The 25,867-nt window shown below is 33.5% G+C and carries 26 protein-coding genes; 4 read left to right on the forward strand and 22 right to left on the reverse strand.

Annotated elements, in window-relative coordinates:
- Window positions 1-30: 30 nt before the first annotated feature.
- Both P7122_RS09415 and P7122_RS09420 read left to right on the forward strand, forming a co-directional pair.
- A complete protein-coding gene (locus P7122_RS09415) occupies window positions 31-1,332 on the forward strand; it encodes a TlpA family protein disulfide reductase (protein WP_278005534.1) in 1,302 nt (433 codons plus the stop codon).
- Window positions 1,332-1,925, forward strand: a complete 594-nt coding sequence (locus P7122_RS09420; RefSeq protein ID WP_278005535.1) for a hypothetical protein — start codon at window positions 1,332-1,334, stop codon at window positions 1,923-1,925. Before P7122_RS09415 ends, P7122_RS09420 begins: the two co-directional genes overlap by 1 nt.
- 48 nt (window positions 1,926-1,973) lie before the next feature.
- Here the strand turns inward: P7122_RS09420 and P7122_RS09425 are convergent, their stop codons facing one another.
- The gene (locus P7122_RS09425; RefSeq protein ID WP_278005536.1) at window positions 1,974-2,918 is read right to left on the reverse strand and encodes a nicotinic acid mononucleotide adenyltransferase; all 945 of its coding nucleotides are present in this window, start codon (window positions 2,916-2,918) and stop codon (window positions 1,974-1,976) included.
- Window positions 2,919-3,051: 133 nt separating this feature from the next.
- Here P7122_RS09425 and P7122_RS09430 point away from each other — a divergent pair, with 133 nt between their 5' ends.
- Window positions 3,052-4,053, forward strand: coding sequence for an NAD(P)H-dependent glycerol-3-phosphate dehydrogenase (locus P7122_RS09430; protein WP_278005537.1), 1,002 nt, complete (start codon window positions 3,052-3,054; stop codon window positions 4,051-4,053).
- Between the two features lie 3 nt (window positions 4,054-4,056).
- Here P7122_RS09430 and P7122_RS09435 read toward each other — a convergent pair whose 3' ends face one another.
- From P7122_RS09435 to P7122_RS09480, 10 genes are all read right to left on the reverse strand, one after another.
- The gene (locus P7122_RS09435) at window positions 4,057-4,347 is read right to left on the reverse strand and encodes a hypothetical protein (protein ID WP_278005538.1); all 291 of its coding nucleotides are present in this window, start codon (window positions 4,345-4,347) and stop codon (window positions 4,057-4,059) included.
- 7 nt (window positions 4,348-4,354) lie between these two features.
- Window positions 4,355-4,750 carry a hypothetical protein gene (locus P7122_RS09440; protein ID WP_278005539.1) on the reverse strand — a complete coding sequence of 132 codons (396 nt, stop codon included), beginning with the start codon at window positions 4,748-4,750 and terminating at the stop codon, window positions 4,355-4,357.
- 17 nt (window positions 4,751-4,767) lie between these two features.
- Complete coding sequence (locus P7122_RS09445) at window positions 4,768-5,361, reverse strand: TetR/AcrR family transcriptional regulator (RefSeq protein WP_278005540.1); 594 nt, start codon at window positions 5,359-5,361, stop codon at window positions 4,768-4,770.
- Between the two features lie 14 nt (window positions 5,362-5,375).
- Window positions 5,376-5,666 carry a DUF3861 domain-containing protein gene (locus P7122_RS09450; RefSeq protein WP_278005541.1) on the reverse strand — a complete coding sequence of 97 codons (291 nt, stop codon included), beginning with the start codon at window positions 5,664-5,666 and terminating at the stop codon, window positions 5,376-5,378.
- Window positions 5,667-5,679: 13 nt separating this feature from the next.
- Entirely contained in the window at window positions 5,680-7,089 is a 1,410-nt protein-coding gene (locus P7122_RS09455; RefSeq protein WP_278005542.1) for a TolC family protein, read from the reverse strand.
- A 3-nt stretch (window positions 7,090-7,092) separates the two neighbouring features.
- Window positions 7,093-10,224 (reverse strand): efflux RND transporter permease subunit, encoded by a 3,132-nt coding sequence (locus tag P7122_RS09460; RefSeq protein ID WP_278005543.1) that lies wholly within the window; start codon window positions 10,222-10,224, stop codon window positions 7,093-7,095.
- 20 nt (window positions 10,225-10,244) lie between these two features.
- A complete protein-coding gene (locus P7122_RS09465) occupies window positions 10,245-11,366 on the reverse strand; it encodes an efflux RND transporter periplasmic adaptor subunit (RefSeq protein WP_278005544.1) in 1,122 nt (373 codons plus the stop codon).
- Between the two features lie 9 nt (window positions 11,367-11,375).
- A complete protein-coding gene (locus P7122_RS09470; RefSeq protein WP_278005545.1) occupies window positions 11,376-11,879 on the reverse strand; it encodes a GbsR/MarR family transcriptional regulator in 504 nt (167 codons plus the stop codon).
- A gap of 127 nt (window positions 11,880-12,006) precedes the next feature.
- Window positions 12,007-13,026, reverse strand: coding sequence for a phenylalanine--tRNA ligase subunit alpha (gene pheS / locus P7122_RS09475; protein WP_278005546.1), 1,020 nt, complete (start codon window positions 13,024-13,026; stop codon window positions 12,007-12,009).
- 55 nt (window positions 13,027-13,081) lie between these two features.
- Window positions 13,082-13,438 carry a hypothetical protein gene (locus P7122_RS09480; protein ID WP_278005547.1) on the reverse strand — a complete coding sequence of 119 codons (357 nt, stop codon included), beginning with the start codon at window positions 13,436-13,438 and terminating at the stop codon, window positions 13,082-13,084.
- A gap of 70 nt (window positions 13,439-13,508) precedes the next feature.
- Between P7122_RS09480 and P7122_RS09485 the strand changes: the two genes are divergently transcribed.
- Entirely contained in the window at window positions 13,509-14,033 is a 525-nt protein-coding gene (locus P7122_RS09485; RefSeq protein ID WP_278005548.1) for a CvpA family protein, read from the forward strand.
- A 48-nt stretch (window positions 14,034-14,081) separates the two neighbouring features.
- Here P7122_RS09485 and P7122_RS09490 read toward each other — a convergent pair whose 3' ends face one another.
- From P7122_RS09490 to P7122_RS09540, 11 genes are all read right to left on the reverse strand, one after another.
- Window positions 14,082-14,711, reverse strand: coding sequence for a carbonic anhydrase family protein (locus tag P7122_RS09490; RefSeq protein ID WP_278005549.1), 630 nt, complete (start codon window positions 14,709-14,711; stop codon window positions 14,082-14,084).
- 62 nt (window positions 14,712-14,773) lie between these two features.
- Window positions 14,774-16,360, reverse strand: a complete 1,587-nt coding sequence (locus tag P7122_RS09495) for a SulP family inorganic anion transporter (protein ID WP_278005550.1) — start codon at window positions 16,358-16,360, stop codon at window positions 14,774-14,776.
- A gap of 92 nt (window positions 16,361-16,452) precedes the next feature.
- Entirely contained in the window at window positions 16,453-16,746 is a 294-nt protein-coding gene (locus tag P7122_RS09500; RefSeq protein ID WP_278005551.1) for a hypothetical protein, read from the reverse strand.
- A 55-nt stretch (window positions 16,747-16,801) separates the two neighbouring features.
- A complete protein-coding gene (locus P7122_RS09505; RefSeq protein ID WP_278005552.1) occupies window positions 16,802-17,563 on the reverse strand; it encodes a tetratricopeptide repeat protein in 762 nt (253 codons plus the stop codon).
- On the reverse strand, window positions 17,564-19,339 hold the full coding sequence (locus tag P7122_RS09510) for a BatD family protein (RefSeq protein WP_278005553.1): 1,776 nt from the start codon (window positions 19,337-19,339) through the stop codon (window positions 17,564-17,566).
- Window positions 19,340-19,375: 36 nt separating this feature from the next.
- The gene (locus P7122_RS09515; RefSeq protein ID WP_278005554.1) at window positions 19,376-20,209 is read right to left on the reverse strand and encodes a tetratricopeptide repeat protein; all 834 of its coding nucleotides are present in this window, start codon (window positions 20,207-20,209) and stop codon (window positions 19,376-19,378) included.
- A gap of 58 nt (window positions 20,210-20,267) precedes the next feature.
- On the reverse strand, window positions 20,268-21,305 hold the full coding sequence (locus P7122_RS09520; RefSeq protein ID WP_278005555.1) for a vWA domain-containing protein: 1,038 nt from the start codon (window positions 21,303-21,305) through the stop codon (window positions 20,268-20,270).
- A complete protein-coding gene (locus tag P7122_RS09525) occupies window positions 21,298-22,302 on the reverse strand; it encodes a vWA domain-containing protein (RefSeq protein ID WP_278005556.1) in 1,005 nt (334 codons plus the stop codon). The genes P7122_RS09520 and P7122_RS09525 overlap by 8 nt, the downstream gene beginning before the upstream one ends.
- Complete coding sequence (locus P7122_RS09530; protein ID WP_278005557.1) at window positions 22,302-23,990, reverse strand: cytochrome c-type biogenesis protein; 1,689 nt, start codon at window positions 23,988-23,990, stop codon at window positions 22,302-22,304. Before P7122_RS09530 ends, P7122_RS09525 begins: the two co-directional genes overlap by 1 nt.
- An 80-nt stretch (window positions 23,991-24,070) precedes the next feature.
- Window positions 24,071-24,937: a DUF58 domain-containing protein gene (locus tag P7122_RS09535; RefSeq protein ID WP_278005558.1), complete on the reverse strand. Its 867-nt coding sequence runs from the start codon at window positions 24,935-24,937 to the stop codon at window positions 24,071-24,073.
- A 6-nt stretch (window positions 24,938-24,943) separates the two neighbouring features.
- Entirely contained in the window at window positions 24,944-25,804 is an 861-nt protein-coding gene (locus tag P7122_RS09540) for a hypothetical protein (RefSeq protein ID WP_278005559.1), read from the reverse strand.
- Window positions 25,805-25,867 lie beyond the last annotated feature (63 nt).

Genomic DNA, 25,867 nt, shown 5'->3' on the forward strand with positions numbered 1-25,867 from the left:
TTTTGTGCCATTAAATTTTAAAATTTAAACATGAAAAAACTAGTTACGTTTCTATTTATTTTTCCGCTTATAGCTTTTGGGCAAAGCGTTAAAGGCACATTTTATCCTGCCGAAGATTTTACATATGCTTTTTTATACGAAGCAACACCAGAAGGCGCTAACTACGTTAGCCATGGTGAGCTAAATACCGAAGGGCAATTTGAAATTAAAATAGATTCTAGTGCTGCTCCTGGCATTTATAAAATAGTATACGCAACACCTCCTGAAGAAAATAACTTCGATTTTATATATGACGGAAAAGAAACCGTAGTGTTTAAGTTTAGTCAAGAAAATGGTGTGGAATTTACCGAATCTGAAGAAAATAAACTTTGGACATCTTACTTAAAAAGTATGGATATGGTTAACCAAACCATAAGTAATTACTACCAAAAAGACGGAAAAGATAAAAAAGGTTTTAATGCTGTTTTTAAAGTTTTAAAAGATACTCAAACGTCATACGAATCACTAGCTTCAGGACGATTAGCTTCTGCATTTATAACAGCTAATAGGCCATATATTCCTTCAAACTACGAAGATTATAATACTTATTCTAAAAATGTAAAAAAGCACTATTTCTCTCAAATAGATTTTAGCAATTACATCTTACAGAGTTCTACTTTTTTAATAGATCGTGTGGTGTCTTATGTTTTTAACTTGGTTGAAAAGCCTAACAATAACACATACAAAGTCTTAATAGACGACGTGTACAATGCAATAGACAATAAGGATTTAGCGATAAAAACCTATCTTTTAGAAATGCTTTGGCAACGTTTTGTTACCGCAGAAAATAATGATTTGGCCAACTACATTACTGATAAATACTTACTAAACTTAGCCAACACATCTGGCAACAAAGTATTGGCAGAGACTATAACGTCTTATAAAAACACATCTATTGGCACCAAAGCTCCAAATTTTGAAATTGCTTCATCAAAAAACACTACCAGACTACATGATTTGAAAGGTGCTACATACTACTTACTTGTATTTTGGAGTAGTACATGTGGTCATTGCCTTAACGAACTTCCTATGGTTAAAGAATTAGTAGCTAGTAAAAACAATATAAAGGTCGTTGCCTTTGGTCTTGAAGAAGAGCCATCGAAGTGGACAGAAGAAATAAAAAAATATCCCAATTTTGTGCATACTGTAGGCCTGGGCAAATGGGATAATCCTGTTGTAAAAACTTATGGTGTTGCAGCTACACCAACCTATTTTTTACTAAGTAGCGATAAAACTATTATAGCAAAACCTTATGATTATGAGGCTTTAGAAGTGGTTTTGAAAGATTTATAATGTACAGTCTCAATGAAATAAAAGAAAACTATAGACGTTTTTCAGACTCAAAGATTGAGAATATTGCTAGAAATGAGTCTAAAGGGTTAAGGAAAGAAGTACTTCATATTCTTAAAGATGAAATTACAAGACGTAATCTTAATCCTAACTTAATTAATTGGGTTAATACTGAAGCTAAATCATATGAAGGTTTAGAACGAAAGACTTTATTAAAGAATATCCAAAGTCAAAGTTGCCCAAGATGTAATTCTGAAACTAAGCTTTATGGTTTTGAAACCAATACAGTGAAATCTTTTCTAATTGCAGCAAGCATTAAAAGAAAAGAGTTTATTCTTTGTATGGATTGTGGCAAGAAAGAAAAGTTAAATGCCATTATAATTACATTTTTTGCTGGTTGGTGGTCTGGGAGTGGTTTTTTAAGAACACCTTATTACATTCTAACAGACATTTTTAATTTTCTATATATTGATAAAATTAGCAAAAGAATACTTGACAAATTTATTGATAGGTACAATGGGTCTTTTAGAAGATATGGTGCAAATAGCACAACAATAACACGACTAATCGATTTAAAAAACAAAAACGCTCAGTAAAGCTAGCGCTTTATCTGAGCGTTTTGAAACTAAATAACCAACCAAAATTTAGTTTCGAGAATTTTCTCTAGGGTTATTAACCTTAGGTGTTTTTTGTTTACGCTTTTTAGGCATTTCTTCTTTCTTTGCAATGTTGCCTTGCGTATCAGAACTTCTGTAATATGCTATGTATCCTCTGCCTTCAAACTCATATACCGTTCCAGAATTTGGATGATATAGCTCTATCGTTCCATCATTAATAACGCTAAGTTCAAAGAATTCATTGTCGAAGAAATCATAATCTAATGTTAATGTTTTTAGGTACATATTTCCTGATACATTACCCACTCCATACACACCTGTGTAATCCCAGTAAATATTATCTGGATTATAGACATTTACATCTTGAGAACTTCTAAATGTAGAGTCATTTCCACCAGATAAAAACTGCAAATAATTTTCATTATCAAACTCATTTATTGCTCCGTAGTTACTAGTATAAACTTTTTCCCAAGCTTCATACTCTTGTAAGAAATAATGAATGTTATCGTAGAACACAAAATCGTAATCAAACGTAGATCTCTGATAACCATCTAAAAAGTAAGATGTATCATTATAAGGGTTATACAATTCTATAGTATTGTGGTCTATTTGGTACACATCAAAACTATCGTATCCATCAATAATATGGTTAACATCTAATATCATGCTATAAGCATCATAGTTTCCTATTTGTACTCCAAAACCGTTGCCTTGACTGCCCAGACCTACCAAATTGTTATTAGCAAACAAACGACCATTATCAAAAGTTAAGGTAAATGCTATTTGCATAAAAGGTGTTTCGCCATAGCCTTGAGTTGCATTAATATCCACATACCACAAATCATAAGACTGCAATAATTGATTTAAGGAAATTGCAGGTCCGTTATCATTAATATGTAACTCTTCCGTATAACACGATGTAAGGAGCGTAGCACTGAGTGCAAATCCAAAAAGTAATTTTAATGTCTTCATAATTCAACGGTTTTTAGGGTTACTGTTGTTATAATTTCAAAACCTGTGCCAAATTCAAAATGACACCTCAGATTGAAGTCTTAAAACAGTTATATTTTATGTATTTTTGAAACTCAAAATCGACATAAATTCTATGAGTGAATCTAAAAAATATGCTGTATTTGGTGCAGGAAGTTGGGCAACAGCCATTGTAAAAATGCTTTGCGAAAACTTAGATGAAGTTGGCTGGTACATGCGTAGCGTTTACACCAAAGAACACATATTAAAAGAACAGCACAATCCTAGTTATTTAAGTTCTGTAGAATTTCACACAGAGCAATTAAAACTAAGTAATGATATAAATGAAATTGCTGAATGGGCAGATGTGCTCATTTTTGCAATTCCATCAGCTTTTATGCACTCTGAGTTAGAAAAACTCACTTCAGATATCAATGATAAAATTATAGTCTCTGCTGTAAAAGGTATTATTCCAGAATCTGGATTGTTGGTTGGTGAGCATTTTCATGATATTTATAATATTCCTTTCGAGAATATTGCTGTAATTGCTGGTCCTTGCCACGCTGAAGAAGTTGCCCTAGAGCGTTTATCTTATCTTACAATTTCTTGTGCTGATGCCGATAAAGCAAAAGCTATTGCCAAAAATCTATCTAGCGATTATATAAAAACCAAAATCAGCGACGATATTATTGGTGTAGAATATGCTGTAATGCTGAAAAATATTTACGCCATTGCTGCTGGCATTGCTCACGGACTAGGCTATGGAGATAACTTCCAAAGTGTTTTGATGAGTAATTCTATACGTGAAATGAAACGTTTTATTAAGAAAATGCATAAGATGAAACGTAACATTAATAACTCTGCATATTTGGGTGATTTGCTAGTAACTGGTTATTCTGTTTTCTCAAGAAACAGAATGTTTGGTAATATGATTGGCAAAGGTTATACCGTAAAATCTGCACAGATGGAAATGAATATGGTTGCTGAAGGTTATTATGCTACTAAAAGTGCTTTTGAACTCAACAAAAAGAATAAAAAGAAAACACGTTTACCTATTATAAATGCTGTTTACGAAGTGCTTTATGAGAATAAAAACCCTAAAAAGGTATTTCAGAAATTGACTGAGAAGTTAGATTAAATCTTATTCTTCTTCATCACCAGACTCAATTAGCATATCTAGTTTTTGATTTGTTTTTGCCAAGCGTTTGTTCAGAAGAAAATTCCAACCAAAAATTGAGAGTAGCGAAATTAGGTTGAGTGGTATGTAAATATAGAGTACCCATTTAATCCAATCATAATCCCAAAGAAAATAAATAATTACAGCAGAAATGATTGTCCTGATAAGGTACGTAATCAATTTTTTGTTTCTATATTCTTTTGAAAGAATTGAGTCTTTTGATAACTCTTTAATTTCCTCTTTTAAATCATCCATAATTGGCTTATTTAACCAACACACCCTTCAACTGCATTAAAGGTACTGTCTGTAATGCCTTTGCGTTTATGGTATTTTTTCTAAACAGATACGTTTTATCAAACATTTGATTGCCCTCAAAATACGAAACTTTAAAAGAATTATTGAGCTCTAAAACTTTTTCTTGTAAGTACTCAATCTTTGCATAGCTACGTGCTGGTAGTTTTGCTAAGGTATGACGCATTGGAGGCGTCATTTTTTTATCGTTATAACCTTGAGAAACGATGAGTACAGTATCTAAATCTATATCACTGTTATTGATGATATAGGCATTCCAATCTTGGGTTTTGTATTCTAAATGTTCTTCTTGCACAACAGCAACATAAACGTCTTTTACCTCTGGAATTTCAATGTCTTTTTTCATGCGGTAAAAATACTAAACTATCCGAAATAAGCATTGGTATAATCATTAACCGTAATCCCTTTTAGATTATACACCACAAAATGATTTAGCAACTCTTGGTTGTTGAATTTTTCTATAAGGTTATTGTCTCTAAAGGCTACTTCTTCAAATCGTTTAAAGTAAAGGCTACAAAATAATTCTGTATTAACTTCTGGTTTTACAATGCCTTTGGTTTTGCCATCTTCGAGCAGACCATAAATTACCTTATTTACTATTTCGTCCCTAAAATCATCAAAGATTTCATTGGCTTTGGGATAGTATTTTTTCAACCCAAAAATAAAAGATGGCTTAAAATGTTTTAAGTTTTCGAATCCCTTTTTATAGATTAGAATAATACACGTAATTGGGTCTTCGGTGTGCGTCTGAACGATATTGTTTAAGTCTTTTCGAAACTCATCAATTAAAAAAGCCACGCTTTCTATGACCAAATGCTCCTTACTTCTAAAATACTTATAAATGGTTTTTTTAGAAATTCCCATTGTATTTGCCAACTCATCTAAAGTATAGCGTTTGCTACCAAACTTTGTAAAGTTAGCAATTGAGCATTTTATTAAGTCGCATTTATTGGTCATAAAAAAATTAAGGGTTAATACGCTTTTAGCTTTTGCATAAACATTTTAAAATGAGGTGAAAACTCTTTAAAAATTTCGTGCTTTCTGTTTTTAATTAACACCTCACTAAAAAGCTTAAGACCAATGGCAAACTCTTTGTCCTGGTTGCTATCGTTAAACAAATTTTTGTTTTCAATAGCGTCTAAAATATCAAATACATTATCGTGATTTTCAAACTGAAATTCTAGACTTTTACTTGGTTTTAAGGTCTCATCTTTTAGTGTAACCTCTTCTACTTTTAGGTTATAGGTGTTATTTCTTTTCATAATTTAAAAAAAGTTATCTCCAACCACCTCCTAATGCCTCGTAAAGATTAACAACACTTAGCATTTGCTGTAGTTTATTATCTATTAAATTAAGCTCAGCACTCAAAGCGCTTTGTCTGGCTGTTAAAAGGTCTAAGTATGTTGCATAACCGTTTTTTAGAAGCTCGTCAGAATTGGTTTCGGCATTTCTTAGTGCTTCGACTTCGTTTTGTCTGTATTCAAACTTTTTAGTAACCGCGTTGTAATCATACAATGCGTTAGACACTTCGTTTCCTGCTGTGAGTAAGGTCTTTTTAAAATCTAATAACGCTTGTTCTTGCTGTGCTATAGCAACCTCGTTTTGTGTTTTTATTTGTCTTTTGTTAAAAATAGGCTGTGTTAATCCACCAACTAAAGTTGCAAATAACGATTTGCTACTTAACAACTCATCTAATTGCAAACTTTGAAAACCTCCATTTGCAGTAAGTGTTAACGACGGATAGAAATTGCTTCGAGCTACATTGGTTAATTCAAAAGCATTGATTAATCCATATTCTGAAGCTATAACATCTGGTCTGTTGCTCAACAACGTTGCAGGTACACCAATTTTAATATCAGAATTTAAATCTTGATTTTCTAAACTACCACGCTCAACTACTTGGGATGGTCTTCCTAATAGAAAATTTAAAGTGTTTTCTGCTTTAAAAATTGCAACTTCGATATCTACTAATAACGCTTTTGCATTATTAAACTGAGCTATATTTTGGTCAACAGCCACTTGTGTTACCTGGCCAGCATCTTTTAATGCTTTTATGGTAGTAACGCTACTTTCCCAAGCATCTACTGTTTTTTGAGTAACTTCTAATTGTGAGTCTAAAGCCAATAACTGGTAATAGGTAGTAGCAATACTAGATACCAATTGGGTTTTTACAGCCTGATGCGCTGCTACGCTCTGTAAATACGTAGCTTCGCCTGCTCTTTTATTGCTTCTAATTTTTCCCCAAATATCGGCTTCCCAAGAAAGACTTTCTGAAAGTTCGTATTGGTCTAAAGATGAAAACAAAGATCCAAACTGACTGTTTTGCGACAGCTCTTGGTGTGTTACTTGCGCAGTAGCACTTAAGGTAGGCAAATAACCTGCTTTACCTTGTTTTAGGTAAGCATTTGCAATGGCAATCTGCTGAATGGCTGTTCTGATATCTAAGTTATTTTGAAGTCCTTCATTAATGTATTGTTGCAAATACGTATCTGAGAACATCTCTGACCAAGAAACCTCAGCCATTGATAAACTGTCTGTAGGCAGATTATCGGTTCTGTATAAATTTTCTGTTTCCTCTAGCTGTGGTCTTGTATAATCCTTGGCTACAAAACAGCTTTGTACAGTTACTGCCAAAAGAACAACAACTAGATTTTTATGTAGGTATGAATTTTTAATAAATGTCATTTGTTAACTTTCTTTAGTTTCAACAATTGGTTTTTTTGATACTTTTTCTTGTAACCACTGGAACAAGATGAAAAGAATAGGAATAATGAATACTCCCAAAATGGTACCTATAAGCATTCCACCAGCTGCACCTGTACCAATAGACCTGTTTCCTTCAGAACCAACTCCTGTTGCTAATACCAATGGCATTAATCCAAGAATAAAGGCAAAGGATGTCATTAAAATAGGTCTTAGACGCGCTTTTGCTCCGTGAATGGCAGCTTCAACTAAATTCTCTCCATTTCGTCTTCTTTGTAGTGCAAATTCTACAATAAGAATGGCGTTTTTAGCTAATAACCCTACCAACATTACCAATGCAATCTGGAAATAGATATTATTCTGAAGACCCATTAATTTGGTTGAAATAAAGGCTCCAAAAATACCAACAGGAAGCGACAGTAATACAGCCAAGGGCAGTAAGTAACTTTCGTATTGTGCTGCTAACAGAAAGAATACAAACACCACACAAAGAATGAAAATGGTTGTTGTTTGATTACCTGCATTTACCTCTTCACGAGATAAACCTGAATAAGCCACTTCATACTTAGATGGTAATTTTGCCGCTTCAGCATTTACAATAGCAATAGCATCACCAGAACTAAATCCTGGATTTGAAGCACCCGAAATTTTAGCAGAATTATAAAGGTTAAATCTTGTAACCGTTTGTGGACCATATACACGATTTAGCGACACAAACTCTGTAATTGGTGCCATCTCTCCGCTACCAGTTCTTATATAAAGACTGTTTAACGAATTTTCATCGGTTCTGTCTTCTGGTAACGATTGTACATATACACGATATTGTTTACCAAATCTGGCAAAGTCAGCAGCGTATATTCCACCTATATAGCCTTGTAATGTTGAGAAAATACTACTTACCGAAACTCCAAGTTTTTTGGCAACAGCAACATTGATGTCCAACTCATATTGCGGATAATTGGTATTAAAACCTGTTTGTCCGTATTGAATTTCTGGATGCTGCATTAAGCTACCTATAAACTCATTGGTTGCTGCACTAAGTTCTTCTGCATCACCACCAGATTTATCTAAAAGATTAACTTCAAATCCTGATGATAAACCAAAACCAGGAATACTTGGTGGTGCAAAGAAGAGTACTCTTGCATCTGAGATTCCGGCAGCCATACCAAATAATTTTCCTGTAATAGCTTGTAAACTTTGATCGTCTGCAGTACGCTCACTCCAATCTTTTAGTTTTATAAATCCAAAACCATAATTACTACCCGAACCATTAATTAAACTTCTACCATTTACTACAGTTATACCTTCTATACCTGGTATTTGAGACGCATTTTTATAAACATAATCCGTAATTTCTTTGGTTCTGTCCATTGAAGCTCCAGGTGCTAACTGCACATCTATAAATAAAACTCCTCTATCTTCATCTGGTACAAAACCTGTAGGTGTTGTAGTTGCTGACCACCAAATTCCAACACCAGATAAAACCAAAATAATGAATGTTATCGCTTTGTTTTTATAAAGGAACTTTAAAGATTTACCGTAGCGCTCTGTCGTGGCATTAAATCCTCTGTTGAAGGCATCGTAAAAACGTTGTAAAAAACTCTTGTTTTTGTGTTCATCATCATGTGATTTTAAGAACAAGGCACACAATGCAGGACTCAAGGTTAATGCGTTTAATGCTGAAATTAATATAGCAACAATAAGTGTAACACCAAACTGCTCATAGAATACACCTGTTGGTCCTTGAACAAAAGTTACAGGAACAAATACCGCAGCCATTACAAGTGTTATAGAAATAATAGCACCAGAGATTTCGTGCATTGCATCAAAAGTTGCCTTTTTAGGATCCTTTTCTCCTTCATCTATTTTGGCATGGACTGCCTCTACAACTACAATAGCATCATCTACCACAATACCAATGGCCAATACCAGTGCAAAAAGCGTTAAGAGGTTGATGGAATATCCAAAGACATTCAAAAAGAAGAATGTACCAATAATGGCTACTGGAACCGCAATTGCAGGAATTAAGGTAGACCTAAAATCTTGTAAAAAGATAAATACTACAATAAATACTAGTATAAAAGCTTCAATAAGCGTGTGAATTACCTTATCTATTGAAGCCGTTAAGAATTCGTTAGTATCAAACGGAATGATAACTTTAATACCTTCTGGGAAATCCTTTTCAAGCCTACTTAATTCAGACTTAATAGTTTCAATAATTTCCTGTGCATTAGAACCTGCAGTTTGAAAAATACCCATATTAACACTTGGATATCCATTGGTTGTTCCGCTAGAAGCATACGACTGTGCATCTAATTCTATATCTGCAACATCTTTTAGTCTTAAATATTCACCATTGTCTAACGCTTTAATAATAACATCACTATACTGTTGTTCTGTTTTAAAACGACCTCCATAGGTTATGGTATAAGAAAATGATTCTCCATTATTTTCTCCCAAAGAACCTGCTGCAGCCTCTAAACTTTGCTCTTGTAAAGCTGCTGTAACATCTGTAGGGTTTAATCCGTAAGCTGCTAATTTTTCTGGCTTTAACCAAATACGCATTGCATAATCTTGCGAAGAAAATACATTAACGTTACCAACACCATTAACACGCTGAATGGATGGAATAACGTTAATCTTTAAATAGTTCTGAAGAAACGTTGCATCGTATTCTGGGTTTTCGGTATAAAATGACATAAACATTAATGCCGAAGTTTGCTGCTTTTGCGTAATTACACCAGATTGTGTTACCTCTTGCGGCAATAATGGATTTGCTCTTGCCACACGGTTTTGAACGTTAACCGCAGCAATGTCTGGGTCTGTTTCCTGATCAAAATACACTGTAATTTGTGCTGTACCACTATTTGACGCTGTAGAAGTAATGTAGGTCATTCCTTCTACTCCGTTAATTTGCTCTTCAATAGGAATAATAACACTCTCCATAATGGTTTCTGCACTGGCACCTGTGTAATTTGCCGTTACATTAATTGTTGGAGGTGCAATATCTGGATATTGTTCTATAGGTAAGGAGGTAAGTCCTAGAGCACCTAGTATTACTATAATGATTGAAATAACTGTTGATAAAACAGGTCTTTCTATAAATGTCTTTAACATGCTTTTTGGCTTGGGATGTTTTACTTAAATAATGCTTTGATAGGTTGCGTAATACTATCGAACGAAACCTCATTTGGAGTAATTGGTGTATTGTTCCTAAGCTTACTAACACCAGACACAATAATTTTATCTCCTACTTTAAGACCAGACTCTACCACATATAGATTGTCTAATGCATCTGATACTTTTATTAAAGTAGCAACGGCATTATTATTTTCGTCTAGTTTGTAAATCATAATGTCTTTTTGCTGTTCAAAAGTTGCAGACTGTGGTACTACTATAGCATTTTCGTATACATTAGGAATTCTAATATTTCCACTATTACCATTTGTTAGAAGTTCATTTGGGTTATTGAACATTGCTCTAATTTTTATGGTTCCTGTATTTTGATTTATTTGTCCTGTACTGGTTTGTATTCTTCCTTTCTCTGAGTAAACTTCACCATTGGCCAATACCAAACTTACATCTGGAGAATTCTTAATACGCTCTTCTTTAGTCTTTCCTTCAGATTTTTGAACGTGGTTGATGTACTGCGCTTCATTAAGTGTAAAAAAAGCATACACCTTGCTTATTTCGCTAACTGTTGTTAAAGGTGTTGTATCACTAGGACTAACTAACGAACCCTCTCTTAAGTTAATAGCACCAACGTATCCATCCACCGGACTTTTTACGGTAGCGTAACCTATATTGGCATTAACACTATTATATGCTGCTTTAGCTTGTTCTAAATTAGCTTTAGCAGTTTCTAATTGTACTTCGCTTATAATATTTTTTTTAACTAAAGGAATAAGCTTATCTACCTCTACTTGTGCTGCATTAACACTAGCTTTTGCTGCATTAGCATCTTGAGATAATGATTGTGTTTCTAGTCTAAATAACGGCTGTCCTTTTCGTACTTTTTCGCCTTCATCGACCAAAACACTTTGAATATAGCCAGATGTTTTTGCTCTTACGTCACTATTTACAATTCCTTCTATACTTGCAGGATACTCTGTAAAGCCAGTAACTGTTTTTTGTTCTAACTGAGCCACAGGAAAGCTCGGTGCCGGAGCATTAGCATTTTGTGGTGTTTGTTCTGCATCTTTACAACTAGCAAAGACGATAAAACTTAAAGCGGTTATGTATAAATTCTTAATTTTCATTGGTCTTTTTTAAAATGGTTTTTCTTTGTAGGTTTCTTCTATTTTGTCTCTTAAAACTGTTATGGATTGTATGGCTTCATCCAAATAATCGGTATAAATGGTATGAAAGTTTAAATTGAATTTTTCTTCTTCTTCTAATAGTTCGTTAACTCTAATTTTGTAGTCTTTAATTTCTATATGCAGTTCTTTTTGTTCTTGCCATTCGTTTAACATCTCATTGATACCTTGCACCATGGTGTCATGATTAATTATGAAATATTTTTTTCGATCACCTGTTTTAGTGAAGTATTGAATCTTCTTTAAATCTTGTAAGTGATTAAGATGGGTTGAAATAGTGCTCTTACTTGCACATAGGTTTAAAACCAAATCTTCAAAGGTCACTCCTTTTTTTCCGGTAAGGATAACATAAGACAGTATCCTTGCTGCAACAGGAGCTAAACCATCTTTATTCTCAAAATGAACACCCAGTTTTTCTACCAATCTTCCTTTTTGGCTTTGTAATTTATCTTCCATCAATTCAAAAAATTATTTTGCAAATTTACGATTGGTTCGGAAAAAACCGAACTAACAGAAGTTAAACTGTTGTTAAATAAAAAAAACCGACAAAATTGTCGGCTTTAGTTTATTATGTTTTTAAGTATTACAACACACTTTTAAACTGCTCTAAGAAACGAACATCGTTTTCACTTAGCAATCTAATATCACTAATTTGATTGAGCAGCATTGCTATTCTATCTATTCCCATACCAAAGGCAAAACCAGAATATTCCTTAGAATCTATACCACAATTTTCTAAGACATTAGGATCTACCATACCACAACCCATTATCTCTAACCAACCTGTTCCTTTTGTAATTTTATAATCGGTTTCGGTCTCAAGTCCCCAATACACATCGACCTCAGCACTTGGCTCTGTAAACGGGAAATACGATGGACGTAAACGAATTTTTGATTTCCCGAACATTTCTGTTGTGAAGTATTGCAGTGTTTGCTTTAAGTCAGCAAAGCTTACATCTTTATCTATATACAAACCTTCTACTTGGTGGAAAAAACAATGCGAACGTGCAGAAATAGCTTCGTTACGGTAAACTCTACCTGGCGAAATAGTTCTGATAGGTGGTTTATTATTTTCCATATAACGCACTTGCACAGAACTGGTGTGTGTTCTTAATAAGATATCAGGATCTGTTTGAATAAAAAACGTATCCTGCATATCGCGTGCTGGATGATATTCTGGTAAGTTTAATGCTGTGAAGTTGTGCCAATCATCTTCAATCTCTGGACCTTCACTAACATTAAAACCTATACGAGAGAATATATCGATGATTTGATTTTTTACAATAGAAATAGGATGACGAGCACCTAAAGCAATAGGCTCTCCTGGACGCGACAAATCACCATAAATTCCTTTATCCTCTTCTTGGCTTTCAATAGCCTCTTTTAAAGAATTGACTTTGTCTTCAGCAGTTACTTTAAGTTTATTAACTATTTGACCGAATTCTTTTCTGTTTTCAGCAGCAATCTTACTTATTTCAGAAAAATATTTTCTAGTCAGTCCTTTAGAACCTAAATATTTAATTCGGAATGCTTCTATTTCATCCTTAGATTGTGCAGAAAACGCCTCAGCTTCTGCTATCAATTCTTTTAACTTATCTATCATAATTTGCTGAATTTAACTCAGTAATTCAATTTTAGGACTGCAAATTTAAAAAATATCAATCGATATACTCCATTTCAACAAAATAGTTGACAATGGCTTCTTTCATCAATACACTTTGTTCACCTGCTTTAAGAAAAGGCAACTGCTCTTTTACTTTATAATGTGGCCAACCATCATCATCTACATAATCAAATTCATAAAAACCATAAGGCTCTAGAAGTTTGCAAATTGCAATATGCATTAAATCTAACTTATGATCCTTTTTATAATCTCTATGTATTTGGCCTAGCTCTTGTACTCCTATAAGGTAAATTATAGAATCTAAGTCTAGTGTATCTCCATCTGCAAATTGTTTAGACAGCTTTTCTACCACTAAATCCCAACGCTCTTTTAACTGTTCGTCTCTTGCCATAATTTATCTCGCCTGTTATGCGTTATAGAATTGGCAAAGTTAATTTATATTTGCTAAAACCGCTAGTATTATGAGTATCATTGATATTGTTTTGGCAGCTCTTCTGCTATTTGGATTTGTAAGAGGTCTTTTTAAAGGTATTTTTGTTGAAGTTGCTTCGTTAGTCGCCCTTGTTTTAGGGATTTATGGCGCTATTCACTTTAGTTATTTTGCTTCAGATATATTAGAATCTAAAGTAGACTGGAATGAAAAAACCATTAACATTGTTGCCTTTGCTGTAACTTTTGTAATTATTGTTTTGACAATTAGCTTGGCAGGAAAAGCACTAACAAAACTTGCTGATTTTGCTGCTTTAGGCCTTTTAAACAAACTTTTGGGTGGTGTTTTTGGTGCTCTTAAAATAGGATTAATACTAAGTGTTCTCCTTATCGTTTTTAGCAAATTGAATAATACTTTACCTTTTATGGAAAAGGAAGACTTAGAAGAAAGTACCCTTTTTGAGCCTGTAAAATCTCTGGCTCCAATGATTTTTCCTAATCTTATAAAGAGTGAAACAGAACAAGAAACTTCTGCTGAAACTGATGAAGAGGTATAAAAAAAGCCACTAAAAAGTGGCTCTTATTTTATAACTAGTTATAGAAAATTAAGAATAAAATTCTACTCCGCCTGTACTAATATCGTACATACCACCAACAATTTTTATTTCTCCACTCTTTTCCATTTCGCTTAAAATAACACTTTGACTTCTAATGTTCTCTAAGGTCATTTCTACATTCTTTTTAGAAACGGCATCAACAAATTCTAGATTAGAAGAGTTACGCTCAGATTTATCGGTTGGTTCTTCAACTGCATATACTGCAGGTTCAATTTTATTTATAAGAGAGGTTAAGTTACCCATCCTTGCATGATCGCAAGCGCCCTTTACCGCTCCGCAACTTGTATGCCCTAGTACAACGATAAGCTTTGTACCTGCCAGCTTACAAGCAAATTCCATACTTCCTAAGATGTCTTGATTTACAAAATTACCAGCAATTCTTATGCTAAAAATATCCCCTAAACCTTGATCAAAAACTAATTCTGCAGATACTCTAGAATCTATACAACTCAAAATTGTTGCAAAAGGAAACTGACCTTCTGCAGTATCATTTACTTGTTCTAATAAGTTTCTGTTAGCTTTGAGATTTTTCTGAAATCTTACATTACCTTCTTTAAGGTACTGAAGGGATTTCTCTGGCGTCATTGTAGCTTGAGTTTCTCGTGTATGTGCTTTCATTTTTTCTATTTTATGGCTTCTGTATTGTGAAGCATTATTTTAATTGTTTATGTAATAAAACTTTACTTCTTTTTTTCTAATTTAAAAAAGGCAATAAAACTTTCAGGATTTTCAACTATACCTCTTTCTGAGAACAATTTAATATTAATATTTCGTTCTTTGGCTTTTACTGAAAAATCTTCTAAAATTTCAACAATATCATTATCTAAAAATTTAGTTTTGGTAACGTCTAATTCTAATGTAGAATTTTCTGGAAGACGATCTAACTCTTTCAAAATTGCTCCTTTATTAAAGAACGTTACCTCTTCTGCTAAGGTCATTTTTACTTTACCATCGTCTACATCTTCTCCTTCCTTATGTAGAAAGTGAGAGTTTTTATAGCTCTTGTATAATACTACAAAAATACCAACTGCTAATCCTAATCCTATTCCCCAAAGCAAATCTATAAATACTATACCTATTACTGTAACTATAAATGGTACAAATTGCATCCATCCAGAATTATACATTGCCTTAAATGTTGATGGTTTTGCGAGTTTGTATCCTACAATAAATAAAATAGCCGCAAGTACCGACAACGGAATAAGGTTTAATACTGTTGGAATTGTTATGATAGATATTAACAATAAAAAACCATGAATTACCGCAGACGCTTTACTCTTACCGCCAGATTGAATATTTGCAGAACTTCTAACGATAACTTGAGTTACAGGCAATCCACCAATTAATCCTGATACAATATTTCCAGAACCTTGAGCAAAAAGCTCTCTGTTAGTTGGTGTTACATTCTTCTCTGGATCTAATTTATCTGTTGCCTCAACACACAATAAAGTTTCTAACGATGCTACTAACCCTATGGTAAAAGCAGTTATATAAATTTTTGGATTACTTAATGCCGAAAAATTAGGAAAAGTTAGTAGGTCTTTTAATCCTGCAAGACTATCTGGTACTGGCACAGAAACAAGATGATCTTTACTTAACTCTAAGCCTGTATCCTTTGTTAAAAAATAATACACAATACCTATTAATACAGCTACCAAAGGACCTTGTACTAAATTAAAAAACTTTCCTTTTTTGCTTAAAACATTTCCCCATAACAACAAAATTCCCATAGAAACAACAGCAATTATTGTTGCACCATGATCAAAATTACCACTGATTAATGCGTTGATTACCTTTAACAGTTCAGACAATGTGTTTTCTCCATCAACTTGCAAAAAAGCCCAATCACCTTCTGGGTTTTTATCAATTCCGAAGAAATACGGAATCTCTTTGAGAATAATAACTATACCTATACCTGTTAGCATTCCTTTTATTACTGAAGATGGAAAGTAATAACCAATAATTCCGGCTTTAAAAACACCTAAAATTATTTGAAAAACACCAGCCAAAACCACAGCTACCAAAAAGTTTTCGTAACCAAGATTTGCTATTGCTGCTGCGACTATTACTGCCAGACCAGCAGCAGGACCACTTACACCAATTTTTGAACCTGATGCAGCACCTACAATAATACCACCAACAATACCAGCTATAAGACCAGTAATTGGTTCTGCACCAGAGGCTACAGATATTCCTAAACATAATGGGAGTGCTACGAAGAAAACGACAATACTTGCAGGTATGTCACTTTTTAATGATTTAAACATATTATATACTATTTATACTTAGAGGGATGTCTAAGTCTTTTTTTATTTAATTTTTATAACCTTTTTCTAAAAACTCTATTGCTAGATAACAATTAAGCAAGGCATCGCTCGGGAGGAGGAGAAATTAAATTTAAATGAGGTTTGTAGTACTCATTACTTGTATAAACTATGTATTCTTTTGTATTGCTGTCTACAGACAGGCTTTCTAATTCTTCATAAGATGGGTCAAAAAGAAGTTTAATATCCTCTTGCTCTTCTTCTTCATTCATTCCAAAAAAAGCTGAAATGTCTGCAGAATCATCACAGGATATTATAATGGTTGGCGCACATATCATTAATGCGAACAACATTACAAAACAAAGTGCTATGCTTCTTTTTATAATCATAATTTGTGCTATAAGTAAATATAACACCCACAATATATGATTTTGTTAAGAAATTCTAAAAAGTCTTAAGGATTTTTATGTCTTTTGAAGGCACCCAACCTGTAGAATTGTCTGAAAGTTGAATTTTTTTCCAATCTTCATAAGTCTCTATAACCTGTACCTTAGTCCCTTCATGAAGCCTAAATACTTCTTCTGAGGTTTTGTTTGCCTCTGACTTTACTTTAGACTCTTTAACAAACACTATGGCAGGATTATCCTTTCTATCCAAGTTTTCCTTTTTAAAAGCCATAGCTGTAGAAAAACACGTTAAAAACAGACTTATTAAGCTTATTACAAATGCAATTCTCTTCTTTGAGGTTGTGTAAGAGAAATGATATAGTAAAAATAAGACCACAAAAATAATAACACCCACCACTGCAATTATAGCCCAAACATCTTTGCTAAATGTATTAACGATGTTATTGATAATTCGAGCAAATCCAACCTGAGGCACTGTATCTATAGCATCAATTGTCATGTTCTGAGCATAACCTACTAAGTTGTTTTTAATGTCTTTGTCGTTTGGGTTTAGCAATAATGCTTTTTCGTAGTAATATACGCTTGGCGCTATATTATTTAGCTTGTAGTTAGCATTTCCTAAGTTAAAATATAGCTCAGCCGAATGCTGACCAGAATCTAAAATTGCCTCGTATTTATCAATAGCTTCTGCATATTTACCATCATTGTACAGCGCATTGGCTTCGTTAAAAAGTTTATCGTTTTGCGAAGAAACAATTACGCTAAAAAAACAAAGTAATATTGTGATAAGCTTTCTCATCTATCTAATTTGTTTATCTATTAATGAAATTGTTTTTGCTGCCTTATCATAATCATTCTGCATAGTTACGTTGGTTATTGGAGTATACCTTGCCAATTCGCAACTCTCTAAAATTGAAATGAAATCTGAAACAACAGTACTCTCTACTTGCTTCTTTGTGAGTAAAGTTTCAATCTTTTCCTTGTTAAAATCGCTGGTTTCTATGTTCAATTTCGCTTTTAAATAATTATGAAGTGCTCTCTCTAAAGACTCATAAAAAGCTTCTTTCTGTCCTAAGTTTTTCTTGGCTTCGCTTAGGTATTTTTTAGCTAAACGATCTGCTTTTCTTATTCGAGATCCTACAACATCTGCATCGCGCTTGTCTTTTGCTCTTCGTATTACTATTGCTAACGGAATTGCTAAAAATGGTAATAATAACAAACACCAAAAGCTGGTTGATTTAAAAAAACCTTCACTAGAAACAGACTCCCAGTTAGATGACGTTTTTATAAATGCAAACGCGTTAGAACTTGGCTTTACAGTTTGCTTAGTGTTATTTTCATCAGTATTTTCTGAGCTGTTAACAACAGCCGTTGGGCCTTCTACTACATCTATTATTATCTCCTCTGAGGTTATACGTTTGTAACTCTCTGTTTTTAAATCAAAGTATGAAAACGATATTGATGGCACAGGATATTTGCCACGAAATTGTGGTACAATTGTATAGGTGTCTGAAATGCTTCCTTGCATACCACCTAAGCCTGTACGCACATTTTCTTTATGCTCTGGCTCATATACTTCTAGTGAGCTTGGCGTGGTTAACTTAGGAAGCTCAAATAACTTAAGATTTCCACTTCCTGAAATTTCAATCTTTGCTTGTAATGATTCTGTAGCATTTAATTGATTTTTTGAAGTTGTAACGTTAAAACTAAAATCTCCTACAGCACCTTTAAAGTCTGAAGGTTTTCCTTGCTCTGGCAAAGGTTTTACATCTATAGTTCTACTACCTGCCGTTACTGTTTTTGGTACTTGTGTCATTATCGGCTGTCCAAAAATATTGGCTCTGCCTGTTGGCACTTCTACTGTAACATCAAGAACTAAAGGCTCTAACTTTAATTTTCCTGTTTTTTGTGGATATAAAACAGTCTTTCTTAAAACAACATAGCGATAATCTTCACCTTTATACTCTCCTCTCTGAATATTAAGGCCTTTTATCTCTATATTCTGACTCCAAAAATCGTTATATCTAGGTGTCTGCTTTTCTCTCCAGTTACTACTAATACCAACATCTCTAGAGACATAAAGCTTATAAACTACAGTTGTTGGCTCGTTTAAATAAGGACTACTATTTGATACCTCTGCAACTAAATGAATTTTGTCTGATGCAATATCTGAAGCATCTGGTTGCCCATTAGGTTTGTCTACAGCAGCTGTTACTGTAATTGTTACAGGAAAGGTTTTATAAACTTCACCATCTATCTCTATAGTGGCTTGTTTTATGGTAAACTTACCTTTCTTTTTAGGTGCTAAAAAATAACTGTAGGTTTTTTGATACGTCTTTACACCATTAGCGTAAGAATTCATCAAGGATGTATTTGGACCACCAACAACAGTAAAATCCTCAAAATTAGGTGGTACAAAATTGTCTCCATCTTGATTCATCTCAAAATCAATACGCAATCGCTCATTTACACCTAGTTTTTGTTTGCTGACTTTGGCTTCAAACTTTACCTGAGCAAACATATTGTTTGCAACAAGCAGGAATAAAATTATTGATATGTTCTTGATGATTTTCATTTTACGGGCAACAATAATAAGTAACTATTAGCTAAACTACCAATCTTTTTCGGTTCTAACTTTAGCTCCTTTTTGCTTTTCTGCATTCATCTTTTGCTGAACCTTTTGTTCTTGATTTTGCATGGCTTCGAGAATATTCTTCATTTGCAGAGGAGACATCTGGCCAGGTTTTGGCTTTGATTTCTGGTTAGGGTCTTTTTTTTCTTTATCCCCTTTACCATCATCTTTTTTATCGTCTTGAGGTTTTCCTTTATCGTCCTCTTCTTTATCTCCGTCTTTTTTGTTTTTATCTCCTTCGTCTTCTTTATCCTTATTGTCTTTGTTTTCGTCTTGCTTCTTTTCTTCTTTTTCTTTATCCTTTTCTTCTTCTTTATTCTCGTCCTTTTTGTTGTCTTCTCCTCCTCCGTCTTTTTGCTGTTCTGCACATTCCTTTGCTAAAGCAAAATTATATCTGGTTTCTTCATCTGAAGGATTATTTCTTAAAGCATTTTTAAAAGCTTCCATAGCTTCTTTACACTTCTCTTCTTTCATTAAGAGGTTACCTATGTTATGGTATGCTCTATGTTTTTCGTCTTTTGTTTCAGCTTTTTTTGCAGCTTCTTGCGTTCTGAATAATGCTTCGTTAAAGTTTCCTTTTTTGTAGTATGTAGTGGCAAGATTATAAGCACCTACGGCTTGGCTTGGTGCGTTAGAAATGGCTCTTCTATATTCCATTTCTGCCTGAATATAATCATCTTCTTGCGCCAACTCATTAGCTTTATAAACTAAATTATTAGCTTTCTTTTCTTTTTCTAACTTGTCTTTATTTTGGTCTTGAGAAAACCCAAAAAAACTCATTAATACTAAGATTGTTAATATGTAATTCTTCATCTTCATAATTCTACTTTAAAAGTAACAAACCCTCTCATGATATGCCGTTAAAGAAATTTTAAAAATTCTCATTGAATAAATTCAATTTTTTTAACCAGGCTGTTTTTCTTTCTAAAAAGAAAATTTCAATAAATAGTAAAAAGATACCTATACCCAAAAACCACTGAAACTGATCTTTAAAGTCTGCTATTTGCTTGGATTCAAATTCTTTTTTATCCATTTTATTCAAAACATCCTTTATGGTATCTACAACTTCGGTTGTGTTGCTTCCGTTTATGTAAACTCCGTTTGTTTCTTCTGCAATTTCTTTTAGAGTGGTTTCGTCTAACTTGGTTATAACCGTTTCTCCGTTGCTATCCTTTTTATAATTAAGTACAACTCCATTTCGCTTAATTGGTATTGGACCACCTTTGGGATCACCAACTCCAACGGTTAAAATTCTTATACCTTCTTCACTGGCTTCTTCTGCAATATCAATGGCTTCGCTACCATGATCTTCTCCATCCGAAATAATTATTAAAACTCGATTGGTTTGCTCATCGTCATCGTAATATGTTTTTGCCAGTTGAATCGCTTCGTGAATTGCTGTTCCTTGAGAAGACAGCATATCTGTATTCATGTTTTGTAAAAACATTTTTGCTGATGCATAATCTGTAGTTATCGGCAACTGCGGAAATGCTTTTCCTGCATAAGCAATAATACCTACTCTATCACTTGCCAAACTGTTGATGATCTGAGTAACCAATTGCTTTGATTTTTCTAGTCGATTAGGCGCTATATCTTCGGCTAGCATACTTTTTGAAACATCTACAGCAAACACAACATCTACTCCTTGGCTACGTACTGTTTCTAACTTAGTTCCTATTTTTGGATTTACTAATGCTATAGACAAGCACGCAAAAGCTAAACATAATACTGTAACTTTTAGTATTCTCTTAAAAAGTGATTGGTTAGGACTTAAGCGATTGAGCAAATGACTATCTGCAAACTTCTTTTGAGCAGAACGTCTCCATATCTGTAATAAAACAAATAACAGAATGATTACTGGAATAGCCAGTAAGGTCCAAAACCATATTTTTTCGTCTAGTCTAAACAAAGCTTTTAAATATTGTGTTTCTTAAAATTATTTCTATCAACAAAAGTAAGCCTGCCAAAAGCACAAGTGGCCTGTACTTTTCGTCATAGTTATAGTACTTCTTTTCCTCTATTTCGGTTTTCTCTAACTTATTTATTTCTTTATAAATTTCTGCTAGCTTTTGGTTATTAGTTGCTCTAAAATATTGCCCTCCTGTAGCATCTGCAATCTCTTCTAATAGTTTTTCGTCTATTTCAACCTGCTGACGACTGTATCTAAATGTTCCGTTAGGATTAATAGAACGTGGAGACAATGCCATACCATTAGTTCCTAGACCTATGGTATATACTTTAATACCATATTCTACAGCCAGTTCACTAGCTATTTTTGGGTCTATAAAGCCCGAATTATTAACACCATCAGTTAGTAAAATAATTACTTTACTTTTTGCTCTACTATCTTTTAATCTGTTTACAGAAGTTGCTAATCCCATACCAATAGCCGTACCTCCTTCTATAATGGTATTGTATTTTATATCTCTCAGTGAGCGTTGTACAATAGACTTATCTGTGGTAATTGGTGTTTTGGTATAAGCCTCACCAGCATACTCTACTAAACCTATTCTGTCGTTAGGACGACCATCTATAAAATCAGCTGCAACTTCTTTTAAGGCTTCTAAACGGTTAGGACGCAAATCTTTTGCCAGCATACTAGCAGACACATCTATGGCCATAACAATATCTATACCCTTCGTTGTTTTGGTTTTTGTAGATACGTCTACAGTTCTTGGTCTTGCTAGTGCAGTAATTAACAGCGCTAACGCTAATATTCTTAATGCAAATAATACATGCTTGAATTTTGACCAAAATGACGATGTGGTTTTAAAGCCTTCTAAGCTCGATATTTTTAGCTCCGCAGATTGCTTATTATGCTTCAGCACATACCAAGCTATTGCTATTGGTAGAAGCAATAGAAACCAAAATAATTCTTTATTTAAAAACTCTATATTCTCAAACATTAATTCTGTGATTCTTGTTCTGCATTAGCTTGTTCGTCTGACTTCATCTCTATAGATTTTATAATCCTTTCTGAAATTTCTACAGCATAACTATCCTCTTTAGACCAAACTAAAGTTATATGTGCAATCATTCCTTCTTTGGTTGCAAAACTGAATATTGCGTATTCACCTTCAAAAGTTTCTTCAGAATCCTGAAGCGGAAAATCTGCTGTACCATATGTTTTACTTCCTTCTGCGTTATTTGGAGTTATAAACTGATCGTCTTTGGTTATTATATTCTGAACATTTACAGACTCCCAATCTTTTATAATTTTCTCTATAGATTGCTTTACTTTTCTCTCAACATCTGCTTGCTCTTGCTGAGCGTTTTCTGTTTCAATTGTAATAATTTTAATATCCAGATGCTCTGCCTCATCATACACAAACACACGTTGTACAATCTTATCTTTTGATTTGTCTGAAAGCGTATCTTGAACACGTTTTAAAACCTCTGGTGTTTCTATGTATACTGGTGGATATCCATAAACACTTTTTACCCACTCTCCTTCTAAAAGCTCTTTGCTTTCATCACCCAAAATAGTATCGTTTACGTATTTAAAACCAAATTTTAAACCAAAACCAACATACGTAGCAATAAGCAATAAAACGATACTTGCAGCTGTAATCATTATCTTAGTGCGCTTCTTTTTGCGCTCTTGAGCTTCTTTGTATTGTTCATCTAACAACTTCTCTTCTTCCGTAGGCTCTGGCAAAACGGCTTTAACACTTTCTATCTCTTTTTCTATAGTTGCTCTATCCATTTCGATAAGCGCTGTATCTGGAGCTGACTTCGCAAACTTTACTAAATCGGCACGTTTTAAAATGGTTTCGAGATTATGAAGTGTGTCTTTTGTAAATGAAAACTGGTTACCTTCTTTTAAAAGCTGAAGCCTATTTATCAGCTCATCTGTTGTACTTTCTAAAGAGCGCTCGTATACTTTTTCGTCTAAATATTTTCTGATAATCATGGTCAGTTCAGAATAATATTCTTTGACTTCTGAGCGTATTAAATATTGGCTATTATCTAATTTTTTTAAAGCTAATTTTGCTCTGTCATAAGGTGGTAACAAGGCAATTTCCTCTTCTTCTGTTAGCGGTTTTTCTCTCCAAACAAACCACCATAACAAAAAGCCAATTACTACTAAGGCTACAATACCGACTAATAGCCATATCCACCAATTACTACTGCTTTTTTCTACTTCTATAATAGGCTTAATATCGTATAACTTCTGTTTTGTTGTATCTACCTCAACAGTACCAACATCTACCCGAAGCGAATCTGTGTAGAATGGCTTGTCGCCAATAATTATTTTTTGTCTTGGTATGGTATACGATCCAGAATCGAAATGTGTAAGCTTGTAAATTCTTGATAGTTTGAATTTTGAATCTTTCTTAGTGGTATCAATTTCTAAAGCCTCAACAGCCTCAAGCGGTGAAAATGTTTGTCCTTCAGGGAAAACAACTAATGCTGTAGAATCTGCTTCAACTTTTATTTTATAGTTGATTTGCTCTCCTATTCTAATTTTTGTGGTATCAACCTCTGTTGTAACTTGACTGAAAGACTTGCTAGTAAAAAGTAAAAAGTAGAAAGTAGAAAGTATCAGAATTACAAACGCTTTGCACGATGTACCTTTTTCAGATAATTTCATGCCAAAACTAAATCTATTTATGTTATTCTTTATCACCTTTACTTTTACTTTACATTGATAATCATAGCACTTATCGCGCTCTATCCTCTTCGTTTAAAATACCCTAATAGTTTTTTTACGTAGCTTTCATCTACACGACAATCTATACTACCAGCACCAGATTTGGTAAAGCTATCTTTAAAATAATCCACTTTTTCTTTGTAAAACTTGCCGTAATTCAGTCTTACATTTTTAGATGCTGTGTTTACCAAAAGTAACTCTCCTGTTTCTTCGTCTTCCATTTGTACCATTCCAATATTTGGAATCGTTTCTTCGTGCTTATCATAAACTCTTATACCTGTAATATCGTGTCTGCCAGCTGCGATTTTAAGATTTTGCTTATAGTCGTCTGCTATAAAATCTGAAAGCACAAAAACAATGGCTTTTTTCTTCATAACATTAGACAAAAACTTCAACGCTTCGGCTACGTTTGTTTTTTTACTTTTTGGTTGAAATTCTAGTAACTCTCTGATAATTCTTAATACGTGAGAGCGTCCTTTTTTTGGCGGAATGTAAAGTTCGATTTCATCTGAAAATAAAATCAAACCTATTTTATCATTGTTTTGTGTTGCAGAAAATGCTAATGTTGCTGCAATTTCGGTAACAATCTCATCTTTAAATTGATTTTTTGTTCCAAAAAACTTACTGCCAGATACGTCTGCCACAAGCATCATAGTCAGTTCGCGTTCTTCTTCAAAAACCTTTACATACGGTTCGTTGTAACGTGCTGTAACATTCCAGTCAATGTTTCTTACGTCATCACCAAATTGATACTGACGAACTTCAGAAAAGGTCATACCACGACCTTTGAAGGTAGAATGATATTCGCCTCCAAAAATATGATCAGACAAACGACGTGTCTTAATCTCTATTTTTCGTACTTTTTTTAGAAGCTCTTTGGTATCCATATTTTCTTACGCTTCAAAATTATTAATCTCAAAACGATGTTTATTTTCATTTAACACGTCCAAAACTTTATTGAGTCTATTATTCACAATGCCTTCTAGCGTGAGCGAATAGCTTTCATTAGATGTAATAATATTTAGTTCTCCTGGCTTATATTGTCCTGCTCTTACAATATTGAAAGACAGTATGTCTTTCCAAAATATCTTTTCCTTGTTATCTTTATAAGAAATGTATTCTTTGTTAATTTTTAAAATGTACTTGTACTTAAACATTTTATATAACTCATACGCTATAAGAACACCTCCGGCTACAATTGTGAAATATACCATTCTATCATTTACTGATTCTGTATATTTTAAATAAACAGCTCCAATCATAAGAACTATCCAAATAATAATTGATACCATATTGTTTGATTTAAAAACAGTCTCTCTTGCAATATCTGCATTGACATCTCTTATAATCTCTCTCTTCTTATCTAACCTGTCATTAAAGAATCTTTTTAATTCCCTCTTTTGTTCATTTGATATTATTTCAAGTTTTTTTAAGAATTTATGTTCTGTAATGTATTTTTTAGAAAGCGCTTCTTCGTAAAACCTGTGTATATCTTTCACATTTTTCCCTGCCCAAATCTTGTAACGCACAGTTTCTTTAAGCCACCAATAAAAAGGAAAAAAAAACCCTATTAACACACTTGAGATTCCTCCAGTGATTAGAGCAATATTGTTTTGATCATCTCTAAAAACAAAAACCAAAAAAAGAGGCACAACTGCTAAAAACACAATTGCTACAGAAACACAGACATAATTAATCCGGTTTTGCCCTCGCCTTAAAGCGTCTTTTACTTTTATGTTCTGATTTAAATTCAAAGTGTGTTCTTAACTTTTTATTTGTAGATCAATACGATTTACTAATCAAAAAATTTAAAAATG

The sequence above is a fragment of the Winogradskyella marincola genome (genome assembly GCF_029624125.1).
GTDB lineage: Bacteria > Bacteroidota > Bacteroidia > Flavobacteriales > Flavobacteriaceae > Winogradskyella > Winogradskyella marincola.